This is a genomic window from Pseudacidovorax intermedius (assembly GCF_003350475.1).
Lineage (GTDB): Bacteria > Pseudomonadota > Gammaproteobacteria > Burkholderiales > Burkholderiaceae_C > Xenophilus > Xenophilus intermedius.
On record NZ_QQAV01000001.1, the window covers coordinates 981,163 to 1,003,266 of the forward strand.

General features: G+C 73.5%; 14 protein-coding genes. 6 read left to right on the forward strand and 8 right to left on the reverse strand.

Annotated elements, in window-relative coordinates:
• The first annotated feature begins 10 nt into the window (after positions 1–10).
• The 6 genes from DFR41_RS04340 (at position 11) to DFR41_RS04365 (ending at position 6,430) form a co-directional block, all read left to right on the forward strand.
• The gene (locus DFR41_RS04340; protein ID WP_017759026.1) at positions 11–676 is read left to right on the forward strand and encodes an amino acid ABC transporter permease; all 666 of its coding nucleotides are present in this window, start codon (positions 11–13) and stop codon (positions 674–676) included.
• Between the two features lie 28 nt (positions 677–704).
• Positions 705–1,277 (forward strand): HutD/Ves family protein, encoded by a 573-nt coding sequence (locus tag DFR41_RS04345; protein WP_114801814.1) that lies wholly within the window; start codon positions 705–707, stop codon positions 1,275–1,277.
• A gap of 73 nt (positions 1,278–1,350) precedes the next feature.
• The gene (gene hutI / locus DFR41_RS04350) at positions 1,351–2,574 is read left to right on the forward strand and encodes an imidazolonepropionase (RefSeq protein ID WP_114802181.1); all 1,224 of its coding nucleotides are present in this window, start codon (positions 1,351–1,353) and stop codon (positions 2,572–2,574) included.
• On the forward strand, positions 2,571–4,037 hold the full coding sequence (locus DFR41_RS04355; protein WP_114801815.1) for a formimidoylglutamate deiminase: 1,467 nt from the start codon (positions 2,571–2,573) through the stop codon (positions 4,035–4,037). The genes hutI and DFR41_RS04355 overlap by 4 nt, the downstream gene beginning before the upstream one ends.
• Before the next feature lie 117 nt (positions 4,038–4,154).
• On the forward strand, positions 4,155–4,979 hold the full coding sequence (hutG, locus tag DFR41_RS04360; RefSeq protein WP_114801816.1) for an N-formylglutamate deformylase: 825 nt from the start codon (positions 4,155–4,157) through the stop codon (positions 4,977–4,979).
• Entirely contained in the window at positions 4,976–6,430 is a 1,455-nt protein-coding gene (locus DFR41_RS04365; RefSeq protein ID WP_114801817.1) for an FAD-binding oxidoreductase, read from the forward strand. The genes hutG and DFR41_RS04365 overlap by 4 nt, the downstream gene beginning before the upstream one ends.
• Positions 6,431–6,450: 20 nt before the next feature.
• On the opposite strand, the gene DFR41_RS04370 is transcribed toward DFR41_RS04365, so the two are convergent.
• From DFR41_RS04370 to recC, 8 genes are all read right to left on the reverse strand, one after another.
• The gene (locus tag DFR41_RS04370) at positions 6,451–7,026 is read right to left on the reverse strand and encodes a DUF4276 family protein (RefSeq protein ID WP_017760128.1); all 576 of its coding nucleotides are present in this window, start codon (positions 7,024–7,026) and stop codon (positions 6,451–6,453) included.
• Positions 7,026–8,222 carry an AAA family ATPase gene (locus DFR41_RS04375; protein WP_114801818.1) on the reverse strand — a complete coding sequence of 399 codons (1,197 nt, stop codon included), beginning with the start codon at positions 8,220–8,222 and terminating at the stop codon, positions 7,026–7,028. The genes DFR41_RS04370 and DFR41_RS04375 overlap by 1 nt, the downstream gene beginning before the upstream one ends.
• 138 nt (positions 8,223–8,360) lie before the next feature.
• Positions 8,361–10,121 carry a sensor histidine kinase gene (locus DFR41_RS04380; protein ID WP_244917641.1) on the reverse strand — a complete coding sequence of 587 codons (1,761 nt, stop codon included), beginning with the start codon at positions 10,119–10,121 and terminating at the stop codon, positions 8,361–8,363.
• 145 nt (positions 10,122–10,266) lie between these two features.
• On the reverse strand, positions 10,267–10,989 hold the full coding sequence (locus tag DFR41_RS04385) for a response regulator transcription factor (RefSeq protein WP_114801820.1): 723 nt from the start codon (positions 10,987–10,989) through the stop codon (positions 10,267–10,269).
• Positions 10,986–11,978 (reverse strand): alkaline phosphatase D family protein, encoded by a 993-nt coding sequence (locus DFR41_RS04390; protein WP_114801821.1) that lies wholly within the window; start codon positions 11,976–11,978, stop codon positions 10,986–10,988. The genes DFR41_RS04385 and DFR41_RS04390 overlap by 4 nt, the downstream gene beginning before the upstream one ends.
• Before the next feature lie 161 nt (positions 11,979–12,139).
• Positions 12,140–14,290 (reverse strand): exodeoxyribonuclease V subunit alpha, encoded by a 2,151-nt coding sequence (gene recD / locus DFR41_RS04395; protein WP_114801822.1) that lies wholly within the window; start codon positions 14,288–14,290, stop codon positions 12,140–12,142.
• 85 nt (positions 14,291–14,375) lie between these two features.
• Positions 14,376–18,452, reverse strand: coding sequence for a UvrD-helicase domain-containing protein (locus tag DFR41_RS04400; RefSeq protein ID WP_211322549.1), 4,077 nt, complete (start codon positions 18,450–18,452; stop codon positions 14,376–14,378).
• Positions 18,449–22,057, reverse strand: a complete 3,609-nt coding sequence (recC, locus tag DFR41_RS04405) for an exodeoxyribonuclease V subunit gamma (RefSeq protein ID WP_114801824.1) — start codon at positions 22,055–22,057, stop codon at positions 18,449–18,451. Before recC ends, DFR41_RS04400 begins: the two co-directional genes overlap by 4 nt.
• Positions 22,058–22,104: the final 47 nt, after the last annotated feature.

Consider the following 22,104-nt stretch of genomic DNA (forward strand, 5'->3'; position numbering starts at 1 on the left):
GGACGCGACGATGGATCTGGACTTCTCGCCGGTCTGGGCCGGCTGGCCCGACCTGCTGCGCGGCACGCTGGTGACGGTGGAGATCACCGCCTGCGCGCTGCTGCTGGGCTGCGTGCTGGGCCTGGCGGTGGGCATCGGCCGGCTGCGGCCGCAGCGCCGCTGGCTCTACAGCGTGTGCACCGCCTACGTGGCGGTGATCCGCGGCACGCCGCTGCTGGTGCAGCTCTTCATCCTGTTCTTCGGGCTGCCGCACTTCGGACTGTTGCTGCCGGCCTTCCTGTGCGGCGTGCTGGGCCTGGGCGTGTACAGCGGCGCCTATGTGTCGGAGATCGTGCGCGGCGCCATCCAGTCTATCGACCGCGGCCAGACCATGGCGGCCCAGTCGCTGGGCATGACGCCGGGCCAGGCCATGCGCCACATCATCCTGCCGCAGGCCGTGGTGCGCATGATCCCGCCGCTGGGCAACGAGTTCATCGCGCTGATCAAGAACTCGGCGCTGGTGTCGCTGCTCACCATCCACGACGTGATGCACGAGGGCCAGAAGATCATCAGCGTGTCCTACCGCTCGCTGGAGGTCTACCTGGCCATCGCGGCCGTGTACTTCGCCCTCACCGGCACGGTGACGCTCGTGCTGCGCCACTTCGAACGCCGGCTGCGCCAGGGCGGGGTGCATTGAGATGACACCCCCCCACGGAGACATCGCCATGACGACCCTGCACCGCTTCGACCTCGACCGGCTCCCGGCCATGCCCTGGAAGAACGGCGGCGGCCGCACGCGCGAGATCGCCTGCTGGCCGCCCGGCACCGGGCTGGATCACTTTGGCTGGCGCTGCTCGGTGGCCAGCATCGAGTCCGACGGGCCCTTCTCCGCCTTCCCGGGCGTTGACCGGCAGATCCTGCTGCTGGCCGGCGACGGCGTGCAGCTGCAGGGCGAGGGCCTCGACCACCGGCTCGATGTGCCGCTGCAGCCCTTCGCCTTCGCGGGCGAGGCGGTCCTCGGCTGCACCCGGCTGGGCGGGGCGTCGACCGACTTCAACGTGATGGCGCGGCGCGGTCGCTTCCGCGCCAAGGTCACGGTGCATGCGCAGGCCGCGCGTCTGGCCGGCTCACCCCACGGGCTGCTGCTGGCCGTCGCTGGCACCTGGCGCACCGGCGCTGCCGCGCCGCTGGCGCCCGGCCAGGGCCTGTGGTGGGCCGATGCGGCGGGCCCGGTCGAGGTGGTGCCCGAAGAAGGCGCCGATGCCCGCCTGATCGCGGTGCGGCTGCTGCCGGACTGAACGTACCCTGCTTCGCTGTCTCTGCGCCGGCCATCCCTGCGCCCAGCTTCCTCCGCCGATGAACGACGACCGCATGACCGCCCTGCCCTTCTCCCAACGCCCCAGCGCCGACGGCCTGTGGACCGGCCTGCGCGGCATCGACGGCCAGCCGCTGGCGCTGACCGTGGCCGACGGCCGCATCGCCTGGCGAGGCGCCCCCGATGCGCTCCCCGCCGGAGCCGGCGCCCTGCCCCGCCACGACGGCGGCGGCGCGCTGGTCACGCCGGGCCTCGTCGACTGCCACACCCACCTGGTCTACGGCGGCCAGCGCGCCAACGAATTCGCCATGCGCCTGGCCGGCGCCAGCTACGAAGAGGTGGCGCGCGCCGGCGGCGGCATCGTCTCCACCGTGCGGGCCACGCGGGAGGCCAGCGAGGACGCGCTGTTCGAATCCGCCAGCGCCCGCCTCGCGCCGCTGCTGGCCGAGGGCGTGTGCGCCATCGAGATCAAGTCCGGCTACGGCCTCGCCTTGGAGCACGAGCGCAAGCAGCTGCGCGTGGCGCGCCGGCTGGCCGCGGCCCATGGCGTCACCGTGCGCACCACCTTCCTGGGCGCCCATGCGCTGCCGCCCGAATACGCCGGACGCAGCGGCGACTACATCGACCTCGTCTGTCGCGAGATGCTGCCCGCGCTGCATGCCGAGGGCCTGGTGGATGCGGTGGACGTGTTCTGCGAGCGCATCGCCTTCTCGCTCGAAGAGACCGAGCGCGTGTTCCAGGCCGCGCAGGCGCTGGGCCTGCCGGTCAAGCTGCATGCCGAGCAGCTCAGCGACATGGGCGGCGCGGCGCTGGCGGCACGCTACGGCGCGCTCTCCTGCGACCACATCGAGCATCTCTCGCCCGCCGGCATCGCGGCCATGGCGCAGGCCGGCACCGTGGCCGTGCTGCTGCCCGGCGCTTACTACACGCTGCGCGACACGCAGCTGCCGCCCATCGCCGGACTGCGTACGGCCGGCGTGCCGATGGCCGTCTCCACCGACCACAACCCGGGCACCTCACCCTGCCTGAGCCTGCTGCTGATGATGAACATGGCCTGCACGCTGTTCCGCCTGACCGTCCCCGAGGCGATGGCCGGCGTCACCACCCATGCCGCGCGCGCCCTGGGCCTCTCGGCCACGCATGGCGAGCTGGTCGTGGGCCGCGCCGCCGACTTCGTGCTGTGGAACGTGCAGGAGGCCGCCGAGCTGGCCTACTGGTTCGGCCAGCGGCCCGTGCGCTGCGTGGTCCGCCAGGGACGGATCGCGGAGGGCGCGCTGTGAGCGCCGGCAGCCTCTTCGCCGACCACGCCCTGCTGCCCGGCGGCTGGGCGCGCGACGTGCGGCTCGACTGGGATGCCAACGGCTGCTTCACCGCTGTGCAGGTCGGCGCCGCCGCCGAGCCCGGCGTGCCACGCGCCGAGGGGCCGCTGCTGCCCGGCATGCCCAACCTGCATTCGCATGCCTTCCAGCGCGGCATGGCGGGCCTGACCGAATACCGCGCCGAGGCGCAGGACAGCTTCTGGAGCTGGCGCAGCCTCATGTACCGCTTCGCCCTGCGCCTCAGCCCCGCGCAGCTGGAGGCCATCGCCTTCGGCCTCTACGTCGACATGCTGGAGGCCGGCTACACGGCGGTGTGCGAGTTCCATTACGTGCACCACGACACCGACGGCCATCCCTATGCCGACGATGCCGAGCTGGCCCGGGCCCTGCTGCGCGCCGCTGCCCGCGCCGGCATCGGCCTGACGCTGCTGCCGGTGCTCTACCAGACCAGCGGCTTCGGCGGCGCCGCGCCGGCCGAGGGCCAGCGCCGCTTCATCCGCAGCACCGAGTCGATGCTGCGCCTGCTCGACGCCCTGCGCCCCGCCTGCAACGCTCAGGGCGCGCGCCTGGGTCTGGCGCCGCATTCGCTGCGCGCCGTGCCGCCCGAGGCGCTGCGCGACGCGCTGGCCGGCCTGGCCGCGCAGGACGCGACCGCACCCATCCACATCCACATCGCCGAGCAGACCAAGGAGGTCGAGGACTGCGTCGCCTGGAGCGGCCAGCGGCCCGTCGCCTGGCTGCTGGACCATGCGCCTGTCGACGCGCGCTGGTGCCTGGTGCATGCCACGCACATGGACGCCGACGAGTACCGCCGCGCCGCCACCACCGGCGCCGTGGCCGGCCTGTGCCCCACCACCGAGGCCAACCTGGGTGATGGTTTGTTCGACCTGCCACGGTGGACTGAAGTCAACGGAGAACTGGGCTCCCAAGCTGGGCACGGCGTGTCTCCAGGGGACGCCGCGCCCGCGCTACGGAAACCCAGCGGCGGCGCCTGGGGCATCGGCTCCGACAGCCATGCCTGCGTCGATGCGGCGGAGGAGTTGCTGATGCTGGAATACGGCCAGCGGCTCATCCGCCGCCAGCGCAACGTGGCCGCCACCGAGGCGCAGCCCGAGGTCGCCACCGCCATGTGGTTGGCGGCGGTCGCTGGCGGTGCGCAGGCGGCGGGCCGTGCTCTCGGCGGCCTGGCCGTGGACCAGCAGGCGGATCTGGTGGTGTTGGATGCCGCGCATCCGGTGCTGGCCGGCCTGGACGGGCCGCAGATGCTCTCGGCCCATGTCTTCGCCGCCGGCCGCCAGCGGCCGCTCGCGCAGGCGTATGTGGCAGGCCGGAAGACGGTCGATGCCGGCTGCCATCCGCTGCGCGCCGAGGCTCAGCGGGCCTTCGTCCAGGCCCGGCGCGAACTGCTGGCCGGTGGGGCCTGAGCGCCGGCTCTGCCGCACTGGAGCTCGGCCCATGAGCGCGCCCGAACCCCTTTCCTTTTCGGTGCCGTGCCCCCGCGCCAGCGCGGGTGCAGGGACGCCTTCACACTTGCTTCTGTCATGACCGCCTTCACCACCACCGAGCCGCCCTTCCGCTTCCACCAGGGCACGCGACCGCTGCTGATCTCCATGCCGCATGTGGGCACGCATGTGCCCCCCGCGCTGGCCGCGCGCCTGACCGACGAGGCGCGCCACGTGCCCGACACCGACTGGCACCTGGAGCGCCTTTACGACTTCGCCGACGAACTCGGCGCTTCGGTCCTGGTGGCCACGCATTCGCGCTATGTCATCGACCTGAACCGTCCGCCGGACGGCGCCAGCCTGTACCCGGGCCAGAGCGTCACCGGCCTGTGCCCCGTCGACACCTTCGACGACACGCCGCTGTACGCCGACCCGGCCGACCTGCCTGCCGAGGCCGAGATCGCCGCCCGCCGCGAGGCGATCTGGGTGCCCTACCACGCCAAGCTGGCCGAGGAACTTGAACGCATCCGCGCCGCCCACGGCATCGCCATGCTGTGGGACGCGCATTCCATCCGCTCCGTGCTGCCGCGCTTCTTCGAGGGCACTCTGCCCGACCTGAACCTGGGCACGGCCCAGGGCGCGGCCTGCGACCCGCAACTGGCCGCGCAACTGCTGGCCATCGCCCGCGCCGACACGGCGCACACCAGCGTGCTCAACGGCCGTTTCACCGGTGGCTACATCACCCGCCATCACGGCCAGCCGGCACGGGGCGTGCATGCGGTGCAGCTCGAAATGACCCAGAGCAGCTACATGCAGGAACAGCTTCCCTTCGACTACCTTCCCGACGTGGCCGCGCGCGTGCAGCCCACCGTGCGCCGCATGCTGGAGGCCATGCTGGCCTTCGCCGACGGAGCGCGCGCATGAGCGGCCACCCGGCGGCCCCGCAGGGCACGCCCACCGCAGGCGAAGGCCTGGAAGGCGTCGGCCGCGCTGCTCCGCCGGCCTTCCTCGCCGCGCTGACCGAGGCCCTCGGCGCCGACGCCGTCACGCCCGGCGAGGCCGTGCCCGACCGTCACCTGGCCGACTGGAGCGGCCTGCCGCCCGTGCGCCCGCTGGCCCTGCTGCGCCCGCGCAGCACCGAGGCCGTTTCGGCCGCGCTGCGCCTGTGTTCCGAATACCGCGTGCCGGTGGTGCCCCAGGGCGGCCTCACCGGCCTGGCCGGCGCCGCCATGCCGGTCGAAGGTGCGGTGGCCCTGTCGCTGGAACGCATGAACGCCATCGAGTCGGTCGATGCCGCCACGCGCACCCTCACGGCCCAGGCTGGCGTGACCATCCAGGCCGTGCAGGAGGCCGCCGCCGAAGCCGGCCTGCGCTTCGGCGTGGACTTCGGCGCCCGCGGCTCGGCCCAGGTCGGCGGCGCATTGGCCACCAATGCCGGCGGCAACGGCGTGCTGCAGTTCGGCATGATGCGCGAGCAGCTGCTGGGCCTGGAGGCCGTGCTGCCCGACGGCCGTGTGCTGCCCATGCTGCGGCCCATGCAGAAGAACAACACCGGCTACGACCTCAAGCAGTTCTTCGTCGGCGCGGAAGGCACGCTGGGCGTGATCACCCGCGCCCTCTTCCGCCTGCAACCGGCCCCGCGGGCCCGCGCCACGCTGCTGGCCGCCCTGCCCGACTACGACGCTGCCCTGGCCCTGCTGGGCCGCCTGCAATCCCGCTTTGCCGGCGGCGTGGCGGCCTTCGAGCTGATGTGGCGCGATTTCGTGGCCGCCTCGCTCGCCTGGCAGCACCTGCGCGAACCCTTCGACACGGTCCATCCGCTGCTGGCCCTGGTCGACCTGGATGGCGGCAGCGAGGCCGCCCTGCAGGCCGAGCTGGAAGAAGCGCTGGCCGAGGCCATGGAGGCCGGCCTGGTGGTCGATGCGGTGCTGGCCCAGTCGCAGGCCCAGGCCGCCGCGCTGTGGAAGATCCGCGAGGCCACCGCCGAGCTGCCGGCCAACATGCATCCGCCGGTCAACTTCGACGTCAGCCTGCCCATGGCGCAGATCGGCCGCTTCGTGCAGGAGTGCCGCGCCGCGCTGGAAGTCCGCTGGCCCGGCCACCTCAGCGTGTTCTTCGGCCACATCGGCGACAGCAACCTGCACCTCTCGATCGACGGCGCCAGCATCGGCGGCGATGCCGAGGCGGCGGAGCACCTGGTCTACGACATGGTCGGCCGCTTTGCCGGCAGCGTCTCGGCCGAGCACGGCATCGGCTTGCACAAGAAGCCCTATCTGGGTGCCAGCCGCACGCCCGAAGAACTCGACGTCATGCGCGCCATCAAGGCCGCGCTCGATCCGCTGGGGTTGATGAATCCGGGAAAGGTGTTCGGCTGACCTTCGCCGGGCGGGTGGGGTCAGCCTGCAGCTTCGGCATGCAGCCGCCGCACCCCCGTCACGAAGGCGTGCAGGCTGGGCGAGCGATTGCGCAGGGCGTCCAGATGGGCGGCCATCGCGCGGGCCCCGCCGATCTTCTGGAAGGTCGGGATCAGTCGCTTGACCTCGACCGAGGGCTTCTGCCAGCCGTCCGGCGCATCGAAGCGCTTGCGGTTGGCGGGCGAGTCGATCCGCGGCGTATCGAAGGCCGCAGCGAGCGCCGCGAGGTCGCCGAGATACCAGCTTTCCAGTTCCTGGCAGACCAGCCGGATGAGACTGTCGGGGCGTCCAGCTTGTTCGCACATTCTGCGCAGCCGAGCCTTCACTTCGATGCAGTCCGCGTTGTCGTTGTCGCGGACGATGACGAAGCGGTCGCCGGTGTGGCGCCAAACGGCGAGCTTGCGCGGGATGCTGCGGTCCAGGTCCGACTTTCCCTCGTGCGGCACGCACAGGAAATGCTCACCGCTCACCCAGCCGGGGACCAGACGAGGCAGCCAGCCTTCCAGCAATACCCGCATCGAGGGCTCCTCCAGCAGGAACACCAGCCGGCCCACCATCAGCGCACGTCCCGGTTGAGGCCTTCGAACAGTCCCTGCTTCCACAGGTAGCCGGGCAGGTCGCCGGCTTCGAACAGCGCGCGCAAGTTCTGGGAGTCGCCGGCCCGGGACACCTGCGTGAAGCCATCCTGTTTGCGCAGGCAGTAGATCTCGTCCAGCGACAAGGCATTGAGGAAATCGGGTGAATGGGTGGAGATGAAGACCTGCCCTCCCCGCTGCGCATAGCTGCGGAACTCCTCGGCAAGTTCGGGCAGCAGTTCGGGATAGAGCTGGTTCTCGGGCTCTTCCACGGCCAGCATCGGATAGGGATTGGGGTCGTTCAGCAACACCAGGTACGCGAACATCTTGATCGTGCCGTCGGACACATGTCGCGCAATGAACGGGTCCTTGAAGCTGCCGTCCTGAAAGCGCAGGACAAGGCGGCCATCCTCTGTCTGCCGCGGCTCCACCACCGAGATGCCAGGCACCCTTCGGCGCATCGCGTCCAGCACATGGGCAAAGCGGTCGGGATGATGCTCGTACAGGTAGTTGGCCACCAGGGGCAGGTTGTCGCCTCGCGTCGAGAGGTGCTCTGCGAAGCCCTCCTCCTGGCTGGGCCGCGCTTCGGACACGTGGAAGTCGGAGATGTGCCAGTTCTCGATCATCAGCCGGAAGGCGCTTGCGGCCTTGAAGCGCTCGAACTGGCCCAGGCCTTTGATGGCGAGGATGTCTGGCGAATCCAGTTCCTGTTCTTCCCGGGTGAGGTCCTCGTCCGCCTTGGAGAAGTCCTCTTCGTTGGTGATCGCATAGCCGCGTCCAGACGAAAAGTCCAGGAAGCGGAAGGGTGCGCCGTAGGCCCCCCGCTTGTAGCGCAGGACCTCGCGCTCCACGAAGGGCCGGCCCTCCGCGCCGGGGGAGATGCGCAGCAGGTAGGTCACCAGGCGCTCCTTGCCGGTGATCTCCATGCGGAACTGCAGGGTGAGCTCGATGGCCTCCTGCGCGAAGCCGCGACTCGCGACTTCGCGGTAGCCACCCCGCTTGGCGATGGCCTTGCCGACGTTCATCGACAGGGCGTCCTTGAGGAAGGACAGGACATCGAACAGAGTCGACTTGCCCGTTCCGTTGGCGCCCACCAGCACGCAAAGACGGGGAATGTGGGTCAGCTTGGCGTCCCGGAACAGCCGGTAGTTCTTGATGGCAATGGATTCGATCTGCATGGCGCGTCCTGAACGCCCCGGCACTGCGCGGCCGGAGCAGTCGCGCATCGTGCCATACGCACGAGGTCGGCGGCTCGCGGCGCGCTTGTCGCGCCGCAGGGAATTCCGTTGTTGGGATCGCGCTGCGCGAGGGCAGCTTCAACGCCGCACCGGCCAGTCCAGACGCACCGTGGTGCCGTGCTCCGGCGTCGACGTCACGGCCAACGTGGCCCCGATGGCAGCCGCGCGGCTGCGCATGCTGGCCAGGCCCTGGCCGCCGGCGGGCGGACCGTCGGCCGCGAAGCCGCGGCCGTCGTCGGCCAGCACGATCTCCATGCGCTCGGGCGGGCCGGCATGCCAGTGCGCTTCGAGGCGGATGCGCCGTGCCTGCGCATGGCGCAGCACGTTGGTGAAGCCCTCCAGCAGGATGCGCTGGATCTGCATGGCCGTCTGCGGCGTGACGTCAGCGCGCGGCGGCAGGCTGTCCACCTCCCATTCCAGCGTCAGGCCGGCGGCTTCCAGGCGCGGCTGCAGCCGGTAGCGCAGGGTGGCGAGCACCACCGTGAGGTCGCCTTCCAGCGGCTGCAGCGAATCGACCGCCACGCGCAGCTCGTCCAGCGCCAGTTTGACCTGCGCCTCCATCAGCGCCGGGTCGGCGCCCGGGCGGCCCACCAGGTTGAGCAGGCCCACCAGCTGCGAGCCGACGCCGTCGTGGATCTCGCGCATCAGGCGCTGTCGCTCCAGCAGCACGGCCTGCTGCTCGCGCTCGGCCTGCAGCGCGTCCATGGCGGCGGTGAGCTGGCGCTCGCGCTCGGCCACGCGCGCATCGAGCGAGCGGGCCAGGTCGCGGTACTCGCGCACCGAGCGGCTGTAGCGCTCGACCACCATGCCGGCCAGGATCAGCACGAAGCCGAACATGGCGTGCGGCGTGAGGGGCACCCAGCTGGCGCTGCCCAGCCCGATGCGGACGCGCAGCAGGTCGTGCAGCCCGGCGGCGATGGCCAGCACCCCCGCCACGAGCAGCGCGTAGGCCGTGGGGCGCCGGCCCGCCACGACCTCGCGCACCACGCCCGGCAGGCTGACGATGCCGCCGGCGCACAGCAGTGCCAGCGCGGCCGTCCACATCAGCGGCTGGCGCAGCGCGAAGGAGGCGCCCGCCAGCAGCACCGAGGCCCACAGGATCGCGGTCAGCAGCTGCAGCACCCGGGGCGGGGGCCGGTGCAACGCGAGCGTCACGAAGCGCGCGAGCAGCGCGATGTGGACCGCGTAGCTCATGGCCACCAGTGCGCCCCACCAGGGCCAGGGCAGCGGCATCTGCAGGCCGCTCTGGTCGAAGTTGCGCAGGGCGCCGGCGACCGCGGCCAGGCCGAAGCAGCCATAGAGCGGATCGCGCTGGCGCCACCACAGGCCCGCCGCCAGGCCGCCCATCAGCAGCAGGCCCGTGGCATACACCAGCGACAGCGTGTTGCGCCACAGCCGCTCCTGGGCCTCCAGCGCTTCCACCCGCGCCAACGGTCCCCAGCGCACCGCCGAGACGCCGCCGCCGCGCTGCGGCTGGAAGCTCAGCTCGATGCGCAGGCGCAGTGGCGCGGCGGTGCCTTCGACGAGGTCGGCGGGCAGCCGCACCAGCCTCGGGCCGCGGCCGGCATCGAAGCCGGCGTCGCCCGGCTGGCCCCAGCGCGCCACCAGCCGGTCGTCCACATAGACGGCGGCCTGGTTGCCCAGGGCCTCGAAGAGCAGGCCGTAGAAGCGGTCGTCGCCGCCTGGGGGCGGCACCGGCAGGTCGAGCGTGACGGTGGCGCCGCCGGGCTGGCGCGGCGCCTGGTCGGCCCAGCGAAAGGGCAGCGAGACCGGGGCCGCCGGCCGGGGCGCTTCGCCGGCCACGCGCACGACCGCTTCGGCGCTTCGCAGCGTCTGCAAGCCGCCCTCGGGCACTGCGCCGATGGCCCCCCCGGTGCACAGAAGGCAGCACAGCAGCATGAGGCCGAAGAACCCGGCCAGCAGGCGCCGGTGCCGGGGTCCACCCGTGCGGGCAGCGCCGCCGCAGGGGCGTGCGGCGGGGGCCTCAGGGCAGCAGGCCAAGGTTGCGGGCTTCGTAGACGGCCTCCGACTTGTTGTGTACGTCGAGCTTGCCGTAGATGTTGCGCACATGGGTCTGCACCGTGCTCACCGACACGCCGATGCGGGCGGCGGTCTCCGCATAGGTGAAGCCGCGGGAGACGAGGTCCAGCACCTCGAATTCGCGCGGCGACAGCCGCTCGGCCGCGGGCGACGCGCCGGCCTGCGCCGGGCCGCCCGGTGCGCCGCCGCGCCCACCCGGGACGGCCGCGCCGCCCGCCTGCTGCCAGCGCCGCAGCAGCTGCCGCGCAATGATGGGCGACATGGGCGAGCCGCCGGCGCGCAGCGAGCGGATGTGCAGGCCCAGGTCGCGCTCGGTGCCGTCCTTGAGCAGGTAGCCGCTGGCGCCGGCTTCGAAGGCCTGCACCATGTTGGCCTCGTCGCCGAAGATGGTGATGACCATCACCGCGCAGTCGGGCTGCAGCCGGCGCGCGGCGCGGATCACCTCCAGGCCCGAGCGGTCGGGCAGGCCCAGGTCCACCAGCAGCACGTCGAGCGGATGCCCGGGCAACCAGTCGAGGATCTGCTGCGCGGTGGCCGCCTCGAATACCAGCGCCAGGCCGGCGTCGCCTGCCACGGCATGGGCGATGCGCCGGCGCATGCCCGCGTCGTCCTCGACCAGGGCGACGCGGGCGGGCCGGTCGTTGGCTTTCGGCGGTGGGGTGCTCATTGCCAATCGTCGCGGGGGATGGTGTGGCGCTCGGCCAGGCCGCCGGAATGGTAGAGGCCCACCTCGACATGGTCGTCATGGACCGTCGCCAGGCCCCAGTGGTGCAGCGTGGTGGGATTGCGGCTGGTCATCATCCAGGCGGGCAGGGCAGCGCCGGAGGCCGTGGCCTCGAACAGGCAGGTCTCGCCCGCGTAGCGCTGGTAGCGGCGGAAGGTGTTGCGATGGATGTCGCCGCTGAGCAGCAGCAGGCGCCGTTGCGCCGCCAGGGCCAGCAGCTGGTCGTGTTCCGGGCGGCAGTCGGCCCAGGTCTCTCCCTGGTCCGCGCTGTTGGCCAGCCAGGTGTCGCGCTCGAACACCACGCCCGAGGCGACGATGTGGATCGCCTGCGGCTCGGCGCAGCCCGCGATCAGCGCCGCCATCTGCGGCTGGCCCAGCAGCGCCTTGTGGCCGTTGCCGGCCTTGAAGCTGCGTCCGTCGGTGAGGTGCAGCACCACGCCGTCGGCCAGCGGCACGCGCTGGTAGCCGGGCGCGGGCGGCGGCCGGGTGTGGTCGATGGTCTCGAAGAGGGGCATGCGCCCCGGGCCCGGCGAGGCGGCCAGCGCCGCGCGGAAGGCATGGAACAGGCAGCGCGAATAGGCCAGATGGTCGCGCCACTGCGGATCGGCGGCCAGGTCGGCGCCGCAGGCGTTGTTCCAGAGGAAGTCGTGGTCGTCCCAGATCGCGGAGGTGGGCACCTTGGCGACCAGCGCACGGAACTCCGGACAGTCCAGCTGCTGCTGCAGGCGCCGGTGGGCATGGCGGCCGAACTGCTCGGCACTCATGGCCTTGACGCTGGCGGTGTCGGCGCCGTGCACGTCGTAGTAGGCCGCGTCGCCCAGCAGCACCAGGCGGTCGGGCGAAGCGTCGGCGATGCGGGTCCACACCGGCTGGCTGGGGAACTGCGTGGCCTCGGCGCACGAGGTGAAGGCGATCTTCAGGGGAGTGGGCATGGGGGCTCCGCGGGCAGTTGGGACCGCGGCGAGTGTCGATTCTGGAGCGCCGGCCACCGTCACATGAATGGGGGACCTGCGACCCGTTCGGCCACGCGAGGAACCGGCGCGGCGGCGGCCTGCGCGAGGCCGGTGGTTCGCCTCGGGGTGCCCGCGCCTTCTCAGCCGCCCGGTGGTGCCATCAGCCCACTGGCACGCAGCACCTGTCGCCCGATGGCCGCCTCCAGCACCCGTCGCCCGCGGCCGGCCGGCGCCGCCAGCGTGAACCAGCGCCGCGCGCGGGTGATGCCGGTGTAGACCAGCTCGCGCGTGAGCACCGGGCTTGCGGTGGGCGGCAGCAGCAGGGCGGTGTGCTCGAACTCCGAGCCCTGCGACTTGTGCACCGTCATGGCGAAGACGGTCTCCACGGCCTGCAGCCGCGCCGGCAGCGTCCAGCGCACGCCGCCCGAGCCGTCGGCGGCGGCAAAGGCCACGCGCAGGGCGGTGCCGGCCTCGGGCACCGGCCGGCCGGTGATGTCGTCGAAGCGGGCGGGCAGCTGCAGCGTCAGGCCCACGTCCCCGTTCATCAGGCCTAGCGCCGGGTCGTTGCGGGTGACCAGCACCGGCCGACCGGCGTACCAGCCCTGGGTGGCGGCGATCCAGCCTTCGGCATGCAGCAGCTCGGCGATGGCGGCGTTCAGGCCCGCCACGCCCCAGGGGCCGTCGCGCAGGGCACACAGCAGCTGGAAGCGGCTGCTGGCCTGTAGCAGGCGGGCGGCCCAGGCGTCCCAGTCGGATCGGGGCGCATCGGAGTCGGGGCGCTCCTCGTGGATGCGGCGCAGCCAGTGGGCGGGGCCGACGGGCTGGCGGGGGTCACCGGCCGGGCCCGCGGCCTGGGCGTCGTCGTCGATGTCGTCGTCGGCCAGCAGCAGGGCGCGCAGGGCGGCGTCCTGGGCCAGATGGCCGGGCGCGGCGGCCAGGCGGCAGCGGCGCAGGTCCGGCAGACCATCGTCGAACAGTGCCAGCGCGGTGGTGGCGTCGCCGTCGTTGACGGCAGTCGCCAGCCGGCCGATGCCGCTGCCGGCATGGAAACGGCGGCTCACGCGCAGCATGGCGATGGCCTGGTCCAGGGGATGGCCTCGCGCGTCCTGCAGCGCGGCGGGCGGCGCCTGTCCGGTGGCGGCCTGCAGCCATGCGAGGGTGGCGGCGTCGTAGTGGCCATGGTCCGCGCGGCTGCACAGCTCGCCCAGCACGGCGCCGGCCTCCACCGAAGCGAGCTGGTCCTTGTCGCCCAGCAGCACCAGCCGCGCCTGCGGGGGCAGGGCGTCGAGCAGGGCGGCCATCATCTCCAGGTCGACCATGGAGGCCTCGTCGACCACCAGCACGTCCAGCGGCAGCGGGTGGCCGGCGTGGTGGCGCAGGCGGCGGGTGTCGGGGCGGCTGCCCAGCAGGCGGTGCAGGGTGCGGGCCTCGGCCGGCACGCGGCTTCGCAGGTCGCCGCCGCCGGGCAGCTGCTCCCACGGCAACTGATCGAGGGCGCCGCGGATGGACTCGGTGAGCCGGGCCGAGGCCTTGCCGGTGGGCGCGGCGAGCTGGATGCGCAGCGGCCGGCCCGGGGCGCCGCCATGCATCGCCATCGACTGCAGCAGCGCCAGCAGCCGCACCACGGTGGTGGTCTTGCCCGTGCCCGGGCCGCCGGTGATGACGGCGAAGCGCTGGCGCAGGGCCAGGGCGCAGGCCATCTTCTGCCAGTCGGGCGTGCCGTCGCCGGGGCCGAAGAGCCGGTCGAGCACAGGGCGGATGCGTTCGGCCGGCGCGACGGGCGCGGGCGCCAGGCGGTCTTCGATACGGGCGCGCACCTGCCGCTCATACTGCCAGTAGCGCCGCAGGTAAAGGCGTGGGCCCTGCAGCACCAGCGGCGTCGCGCCCTCTGCCGGATCGCCGCGGCCGCACAGGCGGCTGGTGGCCAGGGTTTCGCTCCAGGCGGCCAGGCGCAGGGGTTGCAGCCAGCGCTGCGGGCCGTCGCCCATCGCGGCGGTGCCGGCCGTGTCGGGCGGCAGCGAGAGGCTGTGGCGGCCATCGGCCAGTGTGGCCTGCAGGTCCAGGCACACATGGCCGCGGCCGAGCTGATGGCTGGCCAGGGCGGCGGCCAGCAGCAGCTCGGCGCCCGCCTCTGGATCGCGCTGCAGGCAGAAGAGGGCGAAGCTACGGTCCAGCTCGCGCAGCCAGCCCTGCTGCACCCAGCGGTCCAGGTCGGCGAGCAGGGCGTCGCGCCGCTGCCCGGCAGCGGCTTCGGCGGGCTCGGCGTCGAAGAGGTCGGCGGTGGATGTCATGGGCGCCCTCCCGGCTGCGCCAGGATGGCGGCAGGGATCGATGGCGGGCTCAGGGCGCGACGGGAGGGGTGGTTTGCGCGCTGGCTCATTCGATCTCGCCTTCCTCGGGGCCGCGCAGCAGGGCATCCAGCGCCTCGATCAGTTCGCGGGGCGGCCGCACGGCCCAGATGCCGTGGCCCGGCGCATCGGCACCGCGCAGGTAGACGGTGAGGGCGCCGCCCAGATGCGTGTCGGGGTCGTAGCCGGGCAGGCGGCTGCGCAGCAGGCGGTGCAGCGCCAGGCTGTAGAGCGCGGCCTGCACGTCGTAGCGATGGGCCAGCAGCGAGGCCTGAATCGCCGCATCGTCATAGGCCGCGTCGTCCGGGCCCAGCCAGTTGGACTTGTAGTCGGCCACCCACCAGCGGCCGTCGTGTTCGAAGACCAGGTCCATGAAGCCCTTGAGCATGCCGGCCAGCTGCGTGGGCGGCAGGGGCGGGCGGTTCATCCCGGGCAGGATGTGCGCCTGGACCACCGCGTCGATGCTGCGCGCATCGGCGCGGTGCACCGGCATCCAGAACTCCATCTCGGACTTCGGCTGCCTCAGGCCGGCCAGCGTGGCGGGCACGGCATCGGGCAGGGGCCAGGGCGTGCGCAGCCAGCGGGGCAGCCAGTCGCACAGCGGCTCGATCCAGGCCTCCCAGCCGCGCACAGTGCAGCGGCGGGCGACCAGATCCCGCAGGGCCTCGGGGGTTTCGAGGACGCGGGCGAAGCCCTGCTGCGCGCACCAGTCGAGCAGGCCGTGCAGGAAGCTGCCGGCCTCGGCGCCCTGCGGGAAGGCATGCCAGCTGCCGCCACGCGGGGCGGTGGCGGGGCGCTCCTCCGGCGCGACGTCGGCGGGGGCGATGGCTTCTTCCAGGGCCTGGTCCTGGCGGGCGTCCTCGGGCTCGGCGCTGGGCGCCGGCGCGTCCTGGGCCACGGCACCGCCGCCGCCCAGTTGCTGCACCAGCGCGGAATAGCTGGCGATCCACCACGGCGCATGGCCGTGGCGCAGCGGCGTGCGGGCGGCGCCGGGCGGGGGCGGGGCGGGCGGGTGCCAGACGCGGGCGTCGGGGGAGGGCGCGGGTTCGATGACGAGGATGGGCGGGCTGGATGCGGCAGGCGCGCCAGCCGCGGCCGATGCATCGGATGGCGTGGCTGTCCGGGCTGCCCCGGATGCGCCGTCGGCCCCTGACGCGGAGGCCGCCCCGGCTGCCGTCGTCGCGGCGCGCGCCGCTGCGGCGTCGCCCGCATCGTCCGCCAGTGCCTGCAGCGCCGCCCGGTAGCCGGCCAGGCTGTCGATGGCCGCACCCGCGCCCAGCACCTGGCCGAGCGCGCCCCGGTCCAGCGCCACCCTCTTGCCGCTGCCGGCGGCGAGCGGCGCTACACCGAGCCACAGCGCATGCCGGGCGCGGGTCAGCGCCACGTAGAGCAGCCGCATGTCCTCGGCCAGCCGCTCCTCGTCGGCGAGGGCGGCGGCCTCTTCATGCTTGCCGTCCAGCTCGATCACGCGGGCATCGGCCTCGGCATCATGGAAGCCGATGGCCTTGGCGGCCGAAGCCTTCTCCTCCCGCCAGGCGGCGATGAAGGGCAGCAGCACCAGCGGGTATTCCAGGCCCTTGGACTTGTGGATGGTCACCACCTTGAGCAGGGCGGCATCGCTTTCCAGACGCAGGATCTCTTCCTCGCCGCCGGGCTCGGCCAGGCGCTGGGCCAGGGCGCGGATCAGGGCATGCGGGCCGTCCAGGTCGACGGCGCGGCGCTGCAGCCACTCGGCCAGGTGCAGCATGTTGGTGAGCCGGCGCTCGCCGCCCAGGGCCGCAGCACCCGCCGGGGCGTCCACGAGCGCGTCGGGCAGATCAGGCGCGAGGCCGTCAGGCGCTGCGGGAGGCATTGCGGGAGGCGCATCGGCCGACGCCGCCAGCCAGCGCGCGGGCAGGTCGTAGGCATGCAGCAGCGCATGCACCATCGGCAGCACGCCATGGCGCAGCCAGCAGGCGTTGAAGGACTGCCAGCGCAGGGCGGTCTCTTCCCAGGCGAGTTCGTCCTCTTCCAGCCGGGCCAGCCCGGCCAGCGGCAGGCCCAGGCTGCGGCTGGCCAGGGCGGTGCGCAGCAACCGGTCGTCGCCCGGCTCCGCGGCGGCGCGCAGCCAGCGCAGCAGGTCCTCGGCCTCGGGCGTGGCGAAGACCGATTCGCGGTCCGACAGGTAGACGCTGCGCAGCCCGCGCGCGGCCAGCGCGCCGCGGATGGCGGCGGCCTCGGTGCCGCTGCGCACCAGCACGGCGATGTCGGCCGGCCGCAGCGGCTGCCAGCGGCCATCGGGCTGACGGAAGCCGCTGCGGCCCTTGCCGGTGTCGGCCAGCCAGCGCACGGCGGCGCTGGCGAAGACCTCGGCCATCTGCGCGCGGTAGTCGGCGGTGCCCACGCTGTCGCGGCCGGCTTCGGGCTCGGGTTCCTGCGACCAGAGGGTGAGGGCCGGGGCGGGCGCGCCTTCGAGCCACAGCGTCTCGCTCCGGCCGCGGGCGCGCACGGGCACGAAGGGCACCGGGTCGCCGTCTTCACGCGCGAAGCGGAAGGCGCCGCGCGGATGGCGGCTCGCCTGCTCGAAGACGCGGTTGACGGCCTGCACCACGGCGGCCGTGGAGCGGAAGTTGGTGTCCAGCGCGTAGATGGCGCCGTCCGCCGCATCGGCCTGCGCGGCCGTGTCGCGCCGGGCGCGCAGGTAGGTGCGGATGTCGGCGCCGCGGAAGGCGTAGATGGCCTGCTTGGGGTCGCCGATGAGGATCAGGCCGGTGGTGCCGCGCGCGGGGGCGGGGCGGATGTCGTTGCCGTCGCCTGTGCCGCTTGTGTCGTGGCCAGCATCCCCCGCTTCGCCATAGATGCGCCGGAAGATGCGGTACTGCACCGGGTCCGTGTCCTGGAACTCGTCGATCAGCGCCAGCGGAAAGCGGGTGCGGATGCATGCCGCCAGCGCCGCGCCACCGGGGCTGGCCAGGGCGCGGTCCAGCTGCAGCAGCAGGTCGTCGAAGCCCAGCTCGGCACGGCGCAGCTTCTCGGCCGCCAGGGCCTCGCGCAGGGTGCGGGCGGCATGCACGGCCAGGTGCGCACGCAGGCCCGCGGGCTGGGCCGCGACCTGCGCCTGCTGCCAGGCGTCGATGGCGTCCAGCGCGGGATGATCGGGCAGGGCCTGGCCCTTCCTGAGCTTGGCGCCTTCGCGGCCGAAGCGGGCGATGTGGTCGGGCGCCTCGGCGCCAGCGCTCCAGTCGGCCAGGGCCTGCAGCCAGCCGTCGAAGGTGGCGTCGTCGTCCTTGCCACGGTAGCTGTTGCCGTTGAGCTGCGGGCGGGCGGCGTGCCACAGCCGCTCCAGCGCGGCGCGGTCGGCGCGCCAGGCGGCGCGGGCCTGCTCCTGCAGGTCGTCGGCCTCGGCCATGCTGCGGCCCAGCTGGCGCAGGGCGTCCAGCGCGTCGGCCTCGCCGTCGAAGGCGCTGCCCTGCAGGCGCAGTTGCGCATCGCCCTGAGCCAGCAGCGGGCGCACGGCCTGCCACAGCGCCTCGGGGTTCGCAAAGCAGCCCAGCAGCGCGCGCGAGGCGGCGGCGTCCAGCGGGTAGTAGTGGCGCCGCCAGTGGTCGTGCAGCACCTGCTGCTGCAGCGCCTGCAGGTCGGTCTGCAGGGTCTGGGCGAACAGGCTGCCGCTGCCCATGGCGTGCTCGCGCAGCATGCGCCAGGCCCAGCCGTGGATGGTGGCGATGGCCGATTCGTCCATCCACTGCGCGGCCACGCGCAGGCGGTGGGCGCAAGCGGGGCGGGCGTCGGGCGGGGTGTCGTCCAGGAGTGCGGCGAGGGCATCGCCGGCGGGTGCCTCGGCCTCGCCGGCGAAGACGCGCGCGGCCTCGTCCAGCCGGGCGCGGATGCGCTCGCGCAGCTCCTGCGTGGCGGCCTCGGTGAAGGTCACGACCAGGATCTCGGGCGGCGTGAGCGGCCGGCTGAAGGCGCTGCCAGGCCTGCCATGGCCCAGCACTAGGCGTAGGTAGAGCAGGGCGATGGTGTAGGTCTTGCCGGTGCCGGCGCTGGCCTCGATGAGGCGCAGGCCGTGCAGCGGGAAGCGCAGCGGGTCCAGCGCTTGGACGGCGGGGAGGGCGGTGTTCACGACTCGGCCTCGTTCGTGGCGCCGCGGCGGGCGGCGGGCACGCTGCGCCACAAGGGGCCGTACAGCGCCTGGGCCCAGTCGAGCAGGCCACGGCCGTCGTCGTTGCGGGCGGCGGCGAGGGCGGCGAAGTCGGGATAGGCGCGGGCCAGGGCGGGCCGCTCGCCCTCGCCCTGGCGCTGCATGCCACCGTCGTAGGCCATGCGGGCGGCGTTGCCGGCCATGTCCTCGGCCAGCGCGGCGAAGCCGGTGCGGCAGGCCAGCGGCAGTGGCTGGCGCAGGCCGGCGAGCCAGGCCTGGACGAGCTGGCCCAGTGCGTCGTCGGCATCGGCCCGGGTCAGCGCCGCCAGCACCAGCGTGCCCGATTCGCTGACGAGCACGGTGCGCGTGGGCCCGGCGGCCCAATTGAGCGCCAGGTGCGCGGGCCAGTGGCGGACGACGTGGTGCCAGGCGAGTTCCTTGCCCTTGTGCAGGCGGCCCTGGGCCAGCACGAGGCGTGCGGGCTCGGCGGTGGCGGCGTCGGCCTCTGCACTGGCCGGCAGCCGCCGCGGCGGCAGTGCGTCTTCGATCGCTACCCCGCTGTCCGCATGCCGCCAGTGCAGCAGCACCGGCTCGGCCTCGACCTCGGGCCAGGCCTCGCAGGCCTTGAGGTAATGCTCGAAGGTGCGGGCCACGCGCTGCTGCAGGCCCTGGCCCGCGAGCTGGCCGAAGGCCTGCAGCGGCAGCCGGCCTTCGCTCGCCAACCGGTCGACCTGCTGCGCCAGCGTCGAACTCAGCGCCGCGCGGGCGGCGGTCGGGCTGGGCTGGTCGTCGCACCAGGGCTGCAGGGTCTGGCGCAGCTGCTGCTCCAGCGCCCAGTTCTCCAGGCCGCCGAGGGCGAAGAGCTCGTCGTCGAGCACGTCCTCGCTGCCGTCGGCGCCGGGGCCGAAGCGCACATGCAGGCGCTGGGCGAAGAAGGCCTCGATGGGCTGGGCCAGGAAGTCCTCCAGCGGGCGCAGGGCGATGGGCTCCTCGGGCTGCCAGGCGGGCAGCGGCGCGTCGGCGCGGCCGGGCGGCTGCGCGGACTGGGCCGCCTGCCATTCGTGGCCATAGGTGTAGAGGCCGTCCACGGCAGGGGCGCGCGGCGCATCGGGCGCGAAGTAGCGGGGACTGAAGGGCTGCAGCGGGTGTTCGGTGGTCAGCGCCGTCAGCAGCGCGTCGCGCTCGTCCTCGCGGCCGGCCAGGCGCCAGCCGGCGGCGAGGTGGTCGCGCAGCTGGCCCACCAGCACGCTGGGCGCGCGGGCGCTGTGGTCGCGCACGTCGCGGCCCACCCAGCTCAGGTAGAGCTGCTCGCGCGCGGACAGCAGGGCTTCGAGCAGCAGGTAGCGGTCGTCGTCGCGGCGCGAACGGTCGCCGGGGCGCCAGTCGTCCCGCATCAGGTCGAAGTCGGCGCGCATGACGGGGCGCGGGAAGTCGCCGTCGTTCATGCCCAGCAGGCAGACGATGCGGAAGGGAATGGCGCGCATCGGCATCAGCGTGCAGAAGCTGACGCCGCCCGACAGGAAGCGCTGCGCCAGCCCGCCGCCGCCCAGCTGGCCGAGCCAGGTCTCGCGCACCACCGACAGCGGCAGGTCCTGGTCGAAGCCGGCGGCGGCGCAGTCGTCCAGCCAGCGGTCCAGGCCCTGCAGCAGCTCCTGCACGCGCACCTGCTCGCGCGGCGTGGCGGGCGCGAAGAAGCGCTGCAGCAGCGCGCGCAGGCGCTCGGCCCAGACGGTGGGCGTGGCGTCCTGGGCCAGTGTGTCCAGCGTGACTTCCATGGCGCGCAGCAGTGCCGCGAGCGGGCCGAGGGCGGCGGCGTCCAGCCCGCCCACCTCGTCGAAGGGGGCGATGCCGTCGAAGGCCTCGCCGTCGCCAGCGGCATAGCCCAGCAGCATGCGCTGCAGGCCGAAGCGCCAGCTGTTGGCTTCGCCCGCGGCGCCCAAGCCCTGCTGCGTGCGCTGGTCGGCATCCAGGCCCCAGCGCACGCCGGCGCCTTCGATCCAGCGCTTGAGCACGGGCAGGTCGTCCTCGGCCAGGCCGAAGCGCTCGCGCACGGCCTGCACTTCGAGCAGGTCCAGCACGTCGCTGGCGGCGAAGCGGCTGTCGGGCAGGGCCAGCAGCGCTTCGAGGGCCACCAGCAGCGGCTCGCGCCTGCGCTGGCCCTGGTCGGCGACGGTGAAGGGAATGTGCCGCGGGTCGCTGCGCGTGAGCCGGCCGAAGACGGCCTCGATGTGGGGCGCGTAGCTGTCCACGTCCGGCAGCATCACGATCACGTCGCGCGGCTGCAGCGTGGGGTCGGCGTCGAAGCGGGCGAGGAGCTGGTCGTGCAGCACCTCCACCTCGCGCTGTGGCGAATGGGCGGTGTGGAAGCGCAGCGAGATGTCGCGCGCCGGGTCGACGGCGGGCCAGCGGGCGCGGGTCTCGGCCAGCGGTCGCAGTTCGAGGATGTCGTCCTGCAGCTGGCGCAGCAGGCTGTGCGCGGGCGGTGTGTCGTCGCTGAACAGGTCGATGCGGCCGCTGCCGATGCCGGCCCAGGCGCCGCGGTAGCGGTCGGGCTCGTCGAAGCCGTCGATCAGGTGCAGGTAGTCGCGGCCCTGCTTGCCCCAGGCGGCCAGCAGCGGATGGGCATGCTGGTGCAGCGCGGCCTCGTCCAGCACGGCGGGCATGCCGGGGCGGCGCGCCTGGCGGCGGTAGGCGCCGCGCAGCAGGTCCTGGTCGGCCACGATGTCGGTCCAGTGGTGGCGGCAGGGGTTGTGCACGAAGAGCATCACCTGCGCATGCCGCGCCAGCGCGGCCAGGGCCTGCAGCGTCTGCGCAGGCAGGGCGGAGATGCCGAAGACGATCACCCGCCGTGGCAGGCCGGCCGGCGGCGGGCCGTCATGCGCGGCCAGGGCGTCGATGAAGCGCTGATGCACGCCGGCACGGCTGCCCGCCAGGCCCTGCGCGGCGTCGGCCTGTACGGCCGTGCCCAGGTCCTCCAGCAGGGCGCGCCACAGGCGGGCCTGCCACTGCTGGTCCTCTGGCAGCGGGCGGGTGCCGCCGCGCAGCGTCTGCAGCTGGTCGCGGCCCGCCGCCCAGTCCTGCAGCCAGTCGGCGCGGTAGACCTGGTACTGGTCGAACAGGTCGGCCAGGCGCAGTGCCAGCTGATGGCACTTGCGCAGGTCGGGGTCGTGGGCCAGGAAGCGCGCCAGCGGCGCGAAGCGCGGATCGGTCTCGGCCGCGCGGGCGGTGAGCGCAGGCAGCAGGCGCATCAGCCGCCAGGCGAGCGGCGCCTCATCGAGCGGCGAGCGCTCGGGCACCGTGTCTGCGCCGAGAACCGCACGGTAGGCGCGCCACAGGAACTGCGCCGGCAGTTGCACGTCGAAGGCCGCCGTGATGCCCAGGCCGCCGCGCGCCGGATCGGCCGCCAGCGCCAGCTTGAGCCACTGGGCGATGCCGTTGCTCTGCACCAGCACCACCTCGTCCTCCAGCGGCGCGAGCGGATGCCGCGCCAGCCAGGCCACGAGCAGCTGCCGCAGGTCTTCCGGCCGGTTGCCGTGCAGGACCATCAGGCCGGGCTGCAGAGGGGGCGTGGCGAGGGAATCGGTCATGGCGGGCAGCGGCCGGCCATGTTAGCGGCCGGGGCAGGCGCGGGTTT